The organism is uncultured Nostoc sp., assembly GCF_937863485.1.
GTDB lineage: Bacteria > Cyanobacteriota > Cyanobacteriia > Cyanobacteriales > Nostocaceae > Nostoc.
This window is the reverse complement of sequence record NZ_CALMFY010000217.1, coordinates 1-15,049: the sequence shown is the minus strand read 5'-3', so window position 1 is coordinate 15,049 and position 15,049 is coordinate 1. Positions and strand designations below refer to the sequence as shown.

Annotated in this window: 12 protein-coding genes; 7 read left to right on the top strand and 5 right to left on the bottom strand. The window is 42.1% G+C overall.

Going from position 1 to position 15,049, the window contains the following annotated elements; all coding sequences use genetic code 11:
* The coding region (locus Q0541_RS29430) for a hypothetical protein (protein WP_298919604.1) at positions 1 to 1,263 on the bottom strand (1,263 nt) is incomplete at its 3' end.
* A 1,076-nt stretch (positions 1,264 to 2,339) separates the two neighbouring features.
* On the opposite strand from Q0541_RS29430, the gene psaA reads away from it, so the two are divergent.
* The 5 genes from psaA (at position 2,340) to Q0541_RS29405 (ending at position 10,203) form a co-directional block, all read left to right on the top strand.
* Positions 2,340 to 4,598, top strand: coding sequence for a photosystem I core protein PsaA (gene psaA / locus Q0541_RS29425; RefSeq protein WP_298919602.1), 2,259 nt, complete (start codon positions 2,340 to 2,342; stop codon positions 4,596 to 4,598).
* Positions 4,599 to 4,710: 112 nt separating this feature from the next.
* The gene (psaB, locus tag Q0541_RS29420) at positions 4,711 to 6,942 is read left to right on the top strand and encodes a photosystem I core protein PsaB (RefSeq protein ID WP_298919600.1); all 2,232 of its coding nucleotides are present in this window, start codon (positions 4,711 to 4,713) and stop codon (positions 6,940 to 6,942) included.
* Between the two features lie 153 nt (positions 6,943 to 7,095).
* On the top strand, positions 7,096 to 7,236 hold the full coding sequence (locus tag Q0541_RS29415) for a DUF262 domain-containing protein (RefSeq protein ID WP_298919598.1): 141 nt from the start codon (positions 7,096 to 7,098) through the stop codon (positions 7,234 to 7,236).
* Between the two features lie 259 nt (positions 7,237 to 7,495).
* Entirely contained in the window at positions 7,496 to 8,935 is a 1,440-nt protein-coding gene (locus Q0541_RS29410; protein WP_298919596.1) for an HNH endonuclease family protein, read from the top strand.
* A gap of 362 nt (positions 8,936 to 9,297) precedes the next feature.
* On the top strand, positions 9,298 to 10,203 hold the full coding sequence (locus Q0541_RS29405; RefSeq protein WP_298919594.1) for a site-specific DNA-methyltransferase: 906 nt from the start codon (positions 9,298 to 9,300) through the stop codon (positions 10,201 to 10,203).
* Between the two features lie 73 nt (positions 10,204 to 10,276).
* Here the strand turns inward: Q0541_RS29405 and Q0541_RS29400 are convergent, their stop codons facing one another.
* Together Q0541_RS29400 and Q0541_RS29395 are read right to left on the bottom strand one after the other, a co-directional pair.
* The gene (locus Q0541_RS29400; RefSeq protein ID WP_190728355.1) at positions 10,277 to 10,489 is read right to left on the bottom strand and encodes a hypothetical protein; all 213 of its coding nucleotides are present in this window, start codon (positions 10,487 to 10,489) and stop codon (positions 10,277 to 10,279) included.
* Between the two features lie 515 nt (positions 10,490 to 11,004).
* Positions 11,005 to 11,211 (bottom strand): helix-turn-helix transcriptional regulator, encoded by a 207-nt coding sequence (locus Q0541_RS29395; RefSeq protein WP_298919589.1) that lies wholly within the window; start codon positions 11,209 to 11,211, stop codon positions 11,005 to 11,007.
* Between the two features lie 514 nt (positions 11,212 to 11,725).
* On the opposite strand from Q0541_RS29395, the gene Q0541_RS29390 reads away from it, so the two are divergent.
* Both Q0541_RS29390 and Q0541_RS29385 read left to right on the top strand, forming a co-directional pair.
* Positions 11,726 to 12,793 (top strand): SGNH/GDSL hydrolase family protein, encoded by a 1,068-nt coding sequence (locus tag Q0541_RS29390; protein WP_298919587.1) that lies wholly within the window; start codon positions 11,726 to 11,728, stop codon positions 12,791 to 12,793.
* 67 nt (positions 12,794 to 12,860) lie between these two features.
* Positions 12,861 to 13,217: a DUF4864 domain-containing protein gene (locus tag Q0541_RS29385; protein WP_298919585.1), complete on the top strand. Its 357-nt coding sequence runs from the start codon at positions 12,861 to 12,863 to the stop codon at positions 13,215 to 13,217.
* 30 nt (positions 13,218 to 13,247) lie between these two features.
* Here Q0541_RS29385 and larE read toward each other — a convergent pair whose 3' ends face one another.
* Both larE and Q0541_RS29375 read right to left on the bottom strand, forming a co-directional pair.
* A complete protein-coding gene (gene larE, locus Q0541_RS29380; RefSeq protein WP_298919771.1) occupies positions 13,248 to 14,075 on the bottom strand; it encodes an ATP-dependent sacrificial sulfur transferase LarE in 828 nt (275 codons plus the stop codon).
* 511 nt (positions 14,076 to 14,586) lie between these two features.
* Positions 14,587 to 15,049: response regulator (locus Q0541_RS29375; RefSeq protein ID WP_298919583.1), on the bottom strand; the 463-nt coding region annotated here is incomplete at its 5' end.

Genomic DNA, 15,049 nt, shown 5'->3' with positions numbered 1-15,049 from the left:
ACGGTTAAAAAATCCGCCAAATCTCGGTTTTGTTGGCTGAGGTATAACTTTTTCGGGTAACGGCGTTGATTCAGGAGTTGGTATTACCTCTGGCTGTGGTTCTGGTGTTGGCGTAATTATTTCTGGTGGTGTCGGGGACAAGCTGGGAGATGGTACAGCCGTTGGAACTTCTAATTTCGGTTGTTCTGGCTGTGTTTTGGATTCTTTTGGAATTTCAGTTTCAGGAATAGGCTGTTTTTCTACCTTCGGTTGTATTTGGGGTGTTTTTTCAACAGAAGGCGTGGGTTTAGGTACAAGTCTATAATTTGGGTCTACAACGGGGCGCACCTCATCTGCTGTAAGTTCCCCTCTGACAATTCTCGACAAAGTATCTTTACCCTTTGCCTGGTAGTCAATCAGTCTAACTGTGGTATTAAAGGCATTTTTGACAGGATTTCCCTGGTTATCGAGAAATTCCAGTTTTATCCAGTTTTTTCCTGGACGGAAGCCTTTAAGATAAACTGCTTGCCAGCGATCGAAAATAAAGCTTTCACCATTAATTGTCGAGCGGATGCGCCAATCACTGAATTCATCATTGGCGTTTTCCTTGCCGACAAGGTGCAAAGGAGCGTTAGTTAGGTAAAAGTCCAGTAAGATTGGTTCTGCTCCGTAGCTGCTTTGAGGACGGCTGTAAGTTAGCAAGGGTAATTTGGGATCTGGGTTGTTGTCGTCGGTTTTAGTGAAGACGTGAAATCTTGTCTGAGCATAAGCGCCTTCATTCTTAAAGCTTTCATGCCAAGGACGGGAGGCAAAGACACGCAGGGTATGAGTCCCTGGAGACAAGTCTGGCAAAAGCAAGGGCTGATTCAGGTCGTAAACAGGTATATAAGGTTGGTTATCCAGAATTACGTGTAGATGGGGACCCAGTTGTAATTCTGGGTCTTTAAATATTGGTAGATCCTTAACCTGAAAACTGGCTGTGATTTTATTGTCTTGAAAAACTTCATCAGGTTTTGGAGTAACAATTGTCACTTGTGGCTGATAAACTTCCAAAATTGTCCGCAGTTCTTGGATAACAGATGGTGGGGAAACTTCCGAAAATTGCTTTGAAATTTGAGAAATCTGTGCAGGGTTTTCTCTATAGCCAGTCGATACTTCCTGGCTTCCGACTTTCTCCCCACAACTGGTCAAGCTTAATACCAGCATCAATGTCATTACCCACTTGAAAATCGGGAACCTCTTAGGGAGGAGCTTCTCTAACACCCTTTTCTGCCACGAGTTCATGTGTTGCACCCAGTGATAGTCTTCGACAATTGACCATATCAATTTTAGATTTTAGATTTTAGATTATTTTGGTTCATGCCCTGTCCATAGTGGGCGGAACAAATCCACTCATTCGCTCGATAGCGTAGCTTTAGCGTTAGCGCAGCGTCTCGTAGAGAAGCGGTAGCGTTAGCGACGTAGGAGGGTCGGAACGAGCATCGTAGGGGTGTATGACTAGCTAACGCCTACCAAGATTGGAAATCCAAAATCCTCAGAGCCAAGTACCCGTAATTCGTCCCGCTACGTTAGCGGAGCATCTCCTAGAGAAGACACTGGTCGGAGTCAATCCCTTCGGGTGACGCTCGTTCCTCGCTCTAAGCGAAGCCATGCCGCAGGCTTTACGCTGCGCTAACAGCAGTCGCTCATGGGGAGCCACTGCGGTCTTAGGGTCTCCCCAAGTGAAGCAAGTGGCGTGGAAACCCCCTACAGCCCTTTGGGCATCCTACGGCAGGCGCTAGCCTCTCCCAATGCGAGAAGACCGCGCTGCTTCACCAAAATCCAAAATCCAAAATCCAAAATCCAAAATTGATTGACAGATTATTTTGGCTCAAACTGTCCATAGGGAACTATAGCCCAAAAGGTGAAATCTGCCTCACCTCCCATAAGTTTTCCTGTATATCTCAGGAAATTTTAAAACAAGTCATATTCATTACAGCTTTTTACTTATAACAATTGAAACATGACACAAATATTCACGAGTAACAGCAGCAAAAGCTAGAACATCCTCTATATACAGCCAAACCATAAATTTTACGAATTGTTATTCTTTGTAAATAAAATAGATAATCTATTGACTTTTGTACAAATAGTTTGGAATGAAAAGCCAGATCAGGCATGAATTCCAGCAATATTTCCACAAGTTTGAATTATTGTTAAAATATCTCTAACAAAGTACAAGTGAAGACTCTATAATTCAACGAGAAACAACTCTCCACATCGGGTCTTCATCGCGGCTTCAGTAAAATTCTGGAGTATGTGGTAATGGTTCATTTTGTGGTATCCATAAATCCTCATTCCTTATCAAGAGAGGAGGTCGAATGACAATAAGTCCTCCGGAGCGAGAGGAAAAAAAGGCAAGAGTAATCGTCGATAACGATCCGGTTCCTACCTCATTCGAGAGATGGGCACAACCTGGACACTTCGACAGATCCTTAGCCAGAGGTCCCAAAACCACCACATGGATTTGGAACCTGCACGCACTCGCCCATGATTTTGATACACATACAAGCGATTTAGAAGACATATCCCGCAAGATATTCTCAGCCCACTTCGGCCACTTAGCCGTAATAATGGTTTGGTTGAGCGGGATGATTTTCCACGGCGCGAAGTTTTCTAACTACGAAGCTTGGTTAAGCGACCCGTTGAACGTTAGACCTAGTGCTCAGGTCGTTTGGCCCATTGTGGGACAAGACATTTTAAACGGTGATGTTGGCGGTGGTTTCCACGGTATTCAAATCACCTCTGGTTTGTTCCAAGTATGGCGTGGCTGGGGTATCACAAACTCCTTCCAGCTTTACGTGACTGCGATCGGTGGCTTGGTATTAGCAGGCTTATTATTATTTGCTGGCTGGTTCCATTACCACAAACGCGCTCCCAAACTGGAATGGTTCCAGAATGTGGAGTCAATGCTGAATCACCACTTGCAAATATTGCTAGGTTGTGGTTCCTTGGGATGGGCAGGTCACATAATCCACGTATCCGCACCGACCAACAAGCTTTTGGATGCAGGCGTAGCTCTCAAAGACATACCCTTGCCCCATGAGTTCATCTTGAACAAAGACTTGTTGACCGAGCTGTATCCCAGCTTTGCTGCTGGTTTAGCACCTTTCTTCACCTTGAACTGGGGTCAGTATGCTGACTTCCTGACCTTCAAGGGCGGTCTAAACCCAGTAACAGGTGGCTTGTGGATGACAGACATTGCTCATCACCACTTAGCGATCGCGGTTGTCTTTATCATTGCTGGTCACCAGTACCGTACCAACTGGGGTATTGGTCACAGCATTAAAGAGATCCTAGAAAACCATAAAGGTCCTTTCACCGGTGAAGGTCACAAAGGTCTCTACGAAAACCTGACCACATCTTGGCACGCTCAGTTGGCTACTAACCTGGCCTTCTTGGGTTCGCTGACCATCATCATCGCGCATCACATGTACGCGATGCCCCCCTATCCATATTTGGCAACTGACTATGCTACGCAGCTGTGCATTTTCACCCACCACATGTGGATTGGTGCATTCTGTATAGTCGGCGGTGCGGCTCACGCTGCCATATTCATGGTGCGGGATTACGATCCGGTTGTGAACCAAAACAACTTACTGGATCGGGTGATTCGTCACCGAGATGCGATTATTTCTCACCTCAACTGGGTATGTATTTTCCTAGGCTTCCATAGCTTTGGACTTTACATCCACAACGACACAATGCGTGCATTAGGTCGTCCTCAAGACATGTTCTCTGATACTGCAATTCAGTTGCAGCCAGTGTTTGCTCAGTGGGTACAAAACATCCACACTCTAGCTCCTGGTGGCACTGCTCCCAATGCGCTAGAACCCGTTAGCTATGCTTTCGGCGGTGGGATTTTGGCTGTAGGCGGTAAAGTAGCAATGATGCCCATTGCTTTGGGTACGGCGGACTTCTTAATCCACCATATTCACGCATTCCAAATACACGTTACTGTCCTAATTCTGCTCAAAGGTGTGCTATATGCCCGTAGCTCTCGTCTGATTCCAGACAAGGCAAACCTGGGCTTCCGCTTTCCCTGCGATGGTCCTGGTCGTGGCGGTACCTGTCAAGTATCTGGTTGGGATCATGTGTTCCTCGGACTTTTCTGGATGTACAACACAATATCCATCGCAATTTTCCACTTCAGCTGGAAGATGCAATCAGATGTCTGGGGAACAGTAGATGCAGATGGTGTTGTGACTCACATCACTGGTGGTAACTTTGCCCAAAGCGGCATTACCATCAATGGTTGGTTACGAGACTTCTTGTGGGCACAAGCTACGCAAGTCATCAATTCCTATGGCAGCGCGCTATCTGCCTATGGTCTACTCTTCTTAGGCGCTCACTTTGTCTGGGCATTCAGCTTGATGTTCCTGTTCAGTGGTCGCGGTTACTGGCAAGAACTGATTGAGTCCATTGTTTGGGCGCATAATAAACTAAAGGTAGCACCAGCAATTCAGCCTCGGGCTCTGAGTATCATTCAGGGTCGGGCCGTAGGGGTAGCTCACTACCTCTTGGGAGGGATTGTCACTACTTGGGCGTTCTTCCATGCACACATCCTTTCAGTAGGGTAGCAATCAGCAGAATTTTGGGTTTTGGATTTTAGATTTAATCCAAAATCCAAAATCTAGAATCTAAAATTTCGCTGGTACTTGATGGCTAAAGGTCAGAGGATTTATTAAACCTATGGCGACAAAATTTCCCAAATTTAGCCAGGATCTCGCACAGGACCCGACGACTCGTCGGATATGGTATGCGATCGCTACAGGCAACGACTTTGAAACCCATGATGGCATGACGGAAGAAAATCTTTACCAAAAGATTTTCGCAACTCACTTCGGTCACGTGGCAATCATCTTCCTGTGGGCATCCAGCCTCCTGTTCCACGTAGCCTGGCAAGGTAACTTTGAACAGTGGATTAAAGATCCCCTTCACATCCGTCCGATCGCCCACGCGATTTGGGACCCCCACTTTGGTAAACCAGCGATCGAAGCTTTTACGCAAGCTGGTGCTAGCAATCCGGTAAACATTACCTACTCTGGTCTCTACCATTGGTGGTATACGATCGGAATGCGGACAAACGGCGAACTGTACAACGGTTCAGTGTTCTTGCTGTTATTCGCAGCTGTATTCTTGTTCGCTGGTTGGCTGCACTTGCAACCCAAGTATCGTCCTAGCTTGGCATGGTTTAAGAGCGCTGAACATCGCCTAAACCACCACTTAGCAGGTTTGTTTGGTGTTAGTTCTTTGGCGTGGGCTGGTCACTTAATTCACGTTGCTGTCCCCGAATCTCGCGGTCAGCACGTAGGTTGGGATAACTTCCTATCTACCCCACCCCACCCAGCCGGTTTGACACCATTCTTTACAGGCAACTGGGGTGTTTACTCTCAAAACCCTGACACTCCTGGACATATATTCGGGACATCGCAAGGTGCAGGAACTGCGATTCTGAGTTTCTTGGGTGGCTTTCATCCTCAGACAGAAGCTTTGTGGCTGACTGATATAGCTCACCACCACCTAGCGATCGCGGTTATCTTCATAATTGCCGGTCACCAGTACCGGACTAACTTCGGAATTGGTCACAGCATCAAAGAAATGCTGAACTCCAAATCCGGTTTAGTACCTGGTACCACCAGTGAAGGTCAGTTCAACCTGCCTCACCAAGGGTTGTACGACACCTATAACAATTCGTTGCACTTCCAGTTAGGTATTCACCTAGCTGCTCTGGGAACGGTCACCTCTCTGGTAGCGCAGCACATGTACGCCATGCCTTCCTACGCATTTATTGCGAAGGACTACACGACTCAGGCAGCGCTATACACGCACCATCAATACATTGCTGGTTTCCTGATCCTTGGTGCTTTTGCTCACGGAGCAATATTCTGGGTACGTGATTACGACCCAGAGCAAAATAAGGGCAACGTCCTTGAGCGCGTGTTGAAGCACAAAGAAGCGATTATTTCCCACCTTAGCTGGGTATCCCTTTTCTTGGGCTTCCACACTCTTGGTCTGTACGTACACAACGATGTAGTAGTTGCTTTCGGTACTCCGGAAAAGCAAATCTTGATTGAGCCAGTATTTGCTCAATTCGTCCAAGCTGCTAACGGTAAGGTACTGTACGGTTTAGACACCTTGCTATCTAACCCAGATAGTATTGCTTACACAGCATGGCCCAACTACGCTAACGTCTGGTTACCAGGCTGGCTAGATGCGATCAATGCTGGTACAAACTCCCTGTTCTTAACAATTGGCCCTGGCGACTTCTTGGTACACCATGCGATCGCCTTAGGTCTCCACACCACCACCTTGATCTTGGTCAAAGGTGCTTTGGATGCCCGTGGTTCTAAGCTGATGCCCGATAAAAAGGACTTCGGCTATGCCTTCCCTTGCGACGGCCCCGGTCGTGGCGGTACTTGCGACATCTCAGCTTGGGATTCCTTCTACCTCGCTACATTCTGGATGCTCAACACCCTTGGTTGGGTTACGTTCTACTGGCATTGGAAGCATCTAGGTATTTGGCAAGGCAACGTAGCTCAGTTCAATGAGAACTCTACATACCTCATGGGCTGGTTCCGCGATTACCTCTGGGCTAACTCTGCTCAGTTGATTAACGGTTACAACCCTTACGGCGTGAATAACCTGTCTGTCTGGGCTTGGATGTTCCTGTTTGGACACCTAGTTTGGGCTACTGGCTTCATGTTCCTAATCTCCTGGAGAGGTTACTGGCAAGAGTTGATTGAAACCCTTGTTTGGGCACACGAACGCACTCCTTTAGCTAACCTAGTTCGCTGGAAAGACAAGCCCGTTGCTCTGTCAATTGTTCAAGCTCGTGTAGTTGGTCTAGCTCACTTCACTGTTGGCTACATCGTGACTTACGCAGCATTCTTGATTGCTTCTACTGCTGGTAAGTTCGGTTAATTCGGCTGCTAGTTTTGTAAGTAAGTAATAAAAATCCCCTGCCGAAAGGTGGGGGATTTTTTTAATAAGTCTAAGCAATGACTATATACAACATTTCGTCTTATTGGTTACATTAATAAAAGAAGATACGAGCTTTGTATAAAAACTATGACTATGCAGCCTGAAAGTACATCATTAGGAGATTTGTTTTGTCGTCGAATTCCTTTTAAAGTACCGAAATATCAAAGAGCTTTTGATTGGGAGCAAGAAGAAATTGATGATTTTATAAAAGATTTACTGGTGCTATCTATATAATGCAAGACAAATTAATTATAGTCAGCCAAGAAAACATTTCTTTGGTGGCTTAGTAAGCATAAAACAACATATACCTAACAGTTATACGGGAAATCTTTACGATTTGGTTGATGGCCAGCAAAGGCTAGCAACTTTCACAATGACAATTGCCTCCCTTGTTAAGGCATTCGAGTCACTTGCTAATGAAGCTGAAGTTGAAAAAGATACAGAAACCTCGCAAGCAGCTAAATCTTATGCGAGTACAACAAAAGATGAATAGTTGGAATACAAAGAAGTAATAAATAACCAATTACAGCCACGTCTTCGTCTCACTCTGTCAAAAGCAGATTATGTCTTTTTTGAAGACTTGATAAATGGTCGTAGTCCTAAATCGTTACGAGATTCTCATAAAAAATTACAGACTGCATGGGATTCTATTAGGACAAAGCTTATTAATAAAATTCTCAATGATATTAGTAAATCTAGTGTCTCTGATAAACTTAATTCTCTTCTACAATTACGAAAATCAGTTATAGAAGACTGTTATGTAATTTATATAGTTAGTGAGGATAGAAGTGAAGCTTACAGGTTATTTGCGGTACTAAATGATAGAGGAAGAGAGTTGAGTGATGGAAATAAGCTTCGCTCAGATACTCTTGAATTACTTGAAAAACACGAGAGAGAACAAATACTTGCAGAAGATAACTGGGATACAATACTTAGTTATCCAGCTACAGATGTAGAGCAATTCTTTAGAAATTACTATGCATCTCATCAGGGTAAGGGTGCAGCTAAGAGGAATTTGGCAGATACATTTCGAGATGATATATTTAAGTTTCCATCTGGAGTGGTCTTAGAGCTTGCTGATACTAAGGAAGCTAAAAAAGTATCTCATACTATTTCTGATATAAAAAATGAACAACAAGTTTTTATAGAAATATCAGAACTACGGTGGCCTTATCGAGATGCTACTGCTTCAGATTGGCAACAGGAAAGACTACAACGTTTGATAAAAGTATTAAGGCATACACTTTGTATACCACTCTTACTTAGTGTTTATCACTGTCTTTCGGAAAAGGAATTTATAGAAATCATAGACATTCTAGAACGCTTTGCTTTTCGCTATATTACTATTGTAGGAGGACACGCTGAAAAAATATCTACTATATATTACGACCACGCAAAATTGATTAGACAAGCACCGCAAGAATATAAAATTCCTACTTTAAGAAATGAATTAAAAGTGGTACAGGATAAGTATGCTCCTGATGAAACTTTTGAATCTCTATTAATACAAAAGTTAAGTTACCAAGATAATTCTTCAAAAAAAATAATTATCAGACATTTTTTAACTACATTAGAGGATCATGTTGAGTGGTACTCTAATGGCGCTAATGGGAAACTAAAACCAAATGAAATAAGTATCTTTGATCTAAGCAAAGTTACGATAGAGCATATATATCCGCACAATGCTAGTAGTGCTTCACGAATTGAAGAGCTTGAACTGTTAAAGAACGACATTGGGAATCTGTCTTTTTGGCCTGGACGTAACAATAATAGTGCGGGTAATAAGTCATTTTCTGAGAAGAAAAGTCTTTATGAACAGTCAAATGTGACACTCAATCGAGAGCTAATAAAATTCCTGGATTGGGATAAGCAAAACTTCCAACAAAGGAGAAATAAATTACTAAAGATGGCGAAAAAGATTTTTACTGTTTAGATATGAGTTACTTAACGTACAATCAGTTATTTAAGTTTTTAGCACGTTGCCCAGACTGATGAAGTCTTAACTTTTGTTAAGGAACAAATAAATCTATAAACGCTTTGAGACGGAAAACCTATCTAACGTTTCCAAATTTTAAAACTTGCATAATGTAAAGCTTGTTATGAAGTTAGTGAATACGCGATTGTCTAATTCTATTACTGTGATCGCAAAGCGTGGCGAAAGTTAATATACTCCTCTGCGTAACTTTGCGCTTTGCTCTGTGTTCCCCTGCGTTAAAAAAATAACTTTTAAAATTAAATAGTTGGATAATACCAAAACAAGTTATAACTATAAAAAACGAAATAATCTTATCACTCTTGCAAGAAGAACCAATAACGCCAGCAAAAGAAATAATTTTTAATCCCTCTTATACCCAGCAGAATGGAGCAGCATATTTAGGTGATAGCCTTAAACTTATTAAATTTATTGATGATAATAGTATTAATTTAATTATCACATCACCTCCATTTGCTCTTACCCGCAAAAAAGAATACGGTAACGAAACTGCTGAAAAATATATTGAGTGGTTTTTACCTTTTGCCTATGAATTTAAAAGAGTACTGGCAGAGAATGGCTCATTCGTACTAGATTTAGGCGGTGCTTACCTTCCTGGTAATCCTGTGCGGAGTATCTACCAATACGAACTTTTAGTTAGATTATGCAAAGAAGTAGGTTTCTTTCTTGCTCAAGAATTTTACCACTATAATCCGGCTCGACTACCAACCCCTGCTGAGTGGGTGACAATCAGGCGGATTCGTGTGAAAGATTCTGTAAATACAGTTTGGTGGTTGTCTAAAACACCTAATCCTAGAGCAGATAACAGAAAAGTTTTAAAGCCTTATAGCCAAAGTATGAAACAATTACTCAAAAATGGCTATAAGGCCAAAATACGTCCTAGTGGACATAATATTTCTGATAAATTTCAAAAGGATAACCAAGGTGCAATTCCGCCAAATTTGCTAGAAATTGCTAATACTGAATCTAATAGCGCTTATTTACAACGCTGCAAAGCAGCAGAAATTAGACCCCATCCAGCACGTTTTCCTCAAGGGTTCGCGGAGTTCTTCATCAAATTCTTAACTGATGAAGGTGATATGGTATTAGATCCATTTGCAGGTTCTAACACAACCGGATTTGTTGCTGAAACTCTGCAACGCCGATGGATATCTTTTGAAATTAATGAAGATTATGTAACGGGAAGTCGTTATCGATTTAGCCAATAAGCAAATTAAGTAAAGAGTCAGGACTGAGGAGTTAAAATATATAATTTATAACTCTTAACTCATAACTACTCACTCAAATTTCTCCATTCACCTGCATTTGATGAACTTGATCCGCAAGCTCTTGACGACCTTGATCATCTAGTTTGTCAATTGCTAACATCCCCATGAGAATAACTTCTTTCAGGGTCAAACGTGTTGAATGTGCCTGTTTTTGCACAATCTCTTTAATAATGGGACTGACACCAATCGCTGTACTAGCTCTAGCCACGGAAGAAAAGGAAAACACTAATGATTCAGCCTAAATCTTAGCACTTCCAATGAAGTTATTTTCTATAGTTAAAACTTAATTTAAATGTGTTTGAATTCATACTTCAATGAATAAACATAAATTTTTAATTATGTATATATATAACTACAACAGAAATACAGGTAATTTTTCTATTACTGGATAATCTGCATCAAACCCTTAGTCATCGCATCAAAGGTAAGAGGCAACTTTTGAATGAAAATAAATTTAACTTTTTTCATCTCAGCGTAACGTGTATAGTGTTTAACAGCGCTGTAAATGACTCCATAATTCTCCCAAACCAATTTGAGAGTCTAACCTTTTTTTGAGCAAGTTCTCGAACTCTCAGTAGGACTAACCTTTTGCTTGCTCATTAAGGGCACATCATCGTATGATAAGCTAATCGTCATTCATTTTTCCAGACTGATTCGCTTGTAGTAAGCGGCTCTAACCCTGGTTTTATGCAACTTAAATGCTCATTAGCTTATAAACATCCTCAACAGTTAAACTTTTGCCTATTCCTCTAGAATTTCCACTAAGTCTTCAATCGTCACATCAAAGGTGTGAGCTAATCTGTGGATAGCAGTAAAGTCAACTGTTGTCATTCCTGAACGACGGGCATAACTTCTAACTGTGCTGTTAATTACCCCATAACGGTCAGAAACTTCTTTTAGTGTCCATCCTTTCTCTTTTGCTAATTCTGGAATCTTTAATAATTTCATATTTGATAACTGATGCATTTGCACCGCTCAATTTCATATGAGAAATTAAAAAGCGTAGACGAGAAACGCTTTGTCGTCAAACATCGCCTAGCAGTTTAGCAAACTATCATGCGATCGCCACAATTTCCTGAGATATGGAAACCTGAAATCAAATGGTTATTTTCTATAGTAGCAACATCAAAAGCAAAAAACTTTGTCCTGAGATAATCAAAAATTATCCACTAATGACCGAGTTTACATCCACTTGCAATATTTGTGACCACTGGTTATAAAAAATGGTCAGCTTGTGAAAATAGTGCTTTTAGTAGAAGTATCCTCACAAATAAGACTTGTATACCACAGAAAAAACCGTACTTTAAAGAGATCGTGAATTGTCTAATATAATCTCGTTAATAGGCTTTACAGAACTATACAGTGTAAATAAGAATAATACTTAACCGAAGTAAAATTTTCCTGAATACAGGCAACTAATGCTGTCATAGGGAAAAGCAGTGAGTAGAGGAGAGACAAAGCGATGAGGGATCCTTATCTGTTGGCAATAGGCTTGTTAACAGGATTAGCAATACCAGCATCGGCTCTTCCACATTTGTCGATTGTCCTGCCAGAAAATTCTGGATTCCTGTGGGATTTAAAACAAGGCTCGCAGACAATAGTAAGTAGACAAATCATCCCCAGTGTTGATCTCCCCTTACCAGAACTCAGTGGCCAAACGTTCCAACCCCTAAAAAGTTCGCAGCCAACAGCAGGTGAGAAAAATATCAAGAGCTTTGATCTCTCCTTACCAGAACTGAGTAGTCAGGGATTACCAGTCCCAACAGAATCATTAGTCAACCCCAGCGCCCAAGCAACTGGTATCTCACTGACATCTGGTAATCAACTTTACTACCAAAGATTGGCGGCTCTGAAAACAGGTCAGATTCATAAACGCGTGGATAGTGATAATTTGCAATCATTGTGGGAGTCGATCAAGAAGCGTCAACTAACTTATGATGACTGGAAAAGTTTACTAGCTTTAGAAGCTAGAGCGATCGCTCAAGGTCAAGGTGCAAATCATCTAAGTATCTTAGTGGGTGATTCTTTGAGCATGTGGTTTCCTAGAGAAAAACTACCTGCTGGGAAATTGTGGCTGAATCAAGGCATATCTGGAGATACTTCCAGTGGAGTTTTAAAAAGATTGGGGGCATTTTCGGCAACGCGGCCGGATGTGATTTACGTCATGGCTGGGATTAACGACTTACGAAAAGGCGCTAGTGATGACACAATTTTGCGTAATTATCGCCGGATTATCCGTCGTTTACGGCAGACTCACCCAAAAGCTCAAATTATTGTCCAATCAATTTTGCCTACTCGCCTAGCAAAACTTTCCAATAGCCGCATTCGTCACATTAATATACAATTAACCCAGATTGCCAAACAAGAAGGCGCTAATTATCTAAATATTTATAGCTGGTTTACGGATATGGAAGGCAATTTGCGCCCAGAGTTGACTACAGATGGGTTGCACCTGTCTCAAGAGGGTTATGATGTGTGGCGCTCGGCACTACAGCAGATAGAATACAAGCTCACTCAGCGCGAAAATTGAGCGATCCCTACGCCGACGCTGGGAGCGATGTCTACGACGGGCTGCGCCTACGCAATTTTAGATTTTTATGGAAGTTACCGACAACGATGCCATCACCATCCGTTCTCTAATTGAACACCAATTGGCAGCCTTTAAAAAGGATGATGCCCAAGGCGCTTTTGCCTTCGCCAGTCCGGCAATTCAGGCGCAATTTGGAACCCCAGAAAATTTTATGCAGATGGTGAAGATAAGCTACCCAGCAGTATACCGTCCTCGTTCTGTCTTTTTTGAGAAGATAATAACCATCCAGGGAAACATAACTCAACCAGTGTTGCTACTTGCTCCTGATGGAGTTCCCTTGAGAGCTTTATATTTAATGGAAAAACAGCTAGATAATACCTGGAGGATTAACGGTTGCTTTCTAGTGTCTCTAGAAGCTAAATAAAATAAACTCTATCTCTATAGAACCAAAATCTTATAATTTAACGCTCAAGGCTTCCCGATTCAAAACCTGATTCAACTTACCACTGCGATAACCTTCTAAATCCAGGGTTACGTAGATAAATCCAAAATCCTGAAATGCCGAAACTACTTTCTGTAAATCGTTAGTCAACACAAACTCTTTAATTTGTTCTGCTGGTAATTCAATCCGTGCCGTATCCCCTTGTGATCGCACGCGCAAATTCTGCCAACCTAGCTTTCGCAGGAAAATTTCTGCTCTACCAACTCGTTGTAACTTAGCTACAGTAATCTCTTCACCATAAGGAAAGCGAGAACTGAGGCAAGGTTGAGCAGGTTTATCCCACCAAGGTAAACCGAGTTGTTGCGAAAGTTGCCGAATTTCAACTTTGGTAACACCCACTTCTGCTAAAGGCGATCGCGCCCCTCTTTCTTTCGCCGCCTGAATTCCTGGGCGATAATCATGCAAATCATCGGCATTTACCCCATCCACCACATAGGGATAACCCAACTCTAAAGCTAAAGGTTTGAGAGTGTCGTGCAACTCACTTTTACAAAAATAACAGCGGTTGACCGGGTTAGAAGTGTAATTGGGATTTTCCATCTCGTGAGTCTGGACAATTTTATGAGGAATCCCAATAGTTGCAGCTTGAATTTTGGCATCTTCCAACTCTTCTGGCAATAGCGAAGGAGAAACAGCCGTGACAGCCAAAGCGCGATCGCCCAGCGCATCATAAGCAATTTTGGCAACCAAAGTGCTATCAACGCCCCCTGAGTAAGCAATCAACGCCTGCTCCATTTCTATAAATAAGGCTCTTAATTGCTCAAATTTTTCTGTCAGCATCATTTCCCAATCCTGCCCAAACCCTATAGCACCCAACAAATTCCATTCTAGGCACAAATTCCGAGGATGTGGAATTTTCCAGAGCAGCTAAACACAGATGATTATCGGACTTACGCATCATACTTATGTACTATATATTTGAGCTTTTGAGCCATATTTAACACCCAACACAGTAAATATCCGACCAAATCAGCGTTGTGAGCAGAGCCAGAAACGGACATTTTGCATAATTTACATTAGGGTGAGTTTGTAAAGTGCGTAAGTCCGAAATTATCCCAAATTATCAGCGGATATCAGTATCTCAGTGTAATCTATGTAATATTCAATAATATTTAGAGGTGTGAAATGTAGTTTTAGTAACCATAGTCTCGGTTGATGAAGCAAATAAAAATGGTCTATCCTATCCATAAATTCAGGGAATAATATGTTCTCTACGAGACTAGAGGCGAACAGCTACATAAATATAGAGAGCGGCGATTTTAATTGCTAAGTATATTTATTGAGATGTTTTCTACTCTATCTCCCCATCAACCTCGGTTGATGCTTTGCTGTACTTAGCTACCAGACTGGCTAAAAGTGGTAAATCAATCGGTTTAGAAATATAGTCATTTACTCCAGCTGCTAGACAAGTTTCGCGATCGCCTTTCATCGCCATTGCTGTTTGAACAATTATCGGAATCGTCCGATATTGCCGATTTTCTCGCAGTTGCTGTACCAAGTTAAGACCATTTGCATCTGGCAGATAAACATCCATTAAAATCACTGCTGGGTATAACTGTGTTAGAGTTTCCCACATCTGGGCAGCATTCTTAACCCAAGTCACCTGATATCCCAATTGATGTAGATAAATTTGGATTAAATCAGCGTTAGGTAAGTCATTTTCTACCAGTAAAATGTCTACAGAGGAACTAGGTGTGAAAAACAAAGGAGATGAGGAGTATTTTGCTCCTTCTGCTCCCCCTGCTCCCCCTGCT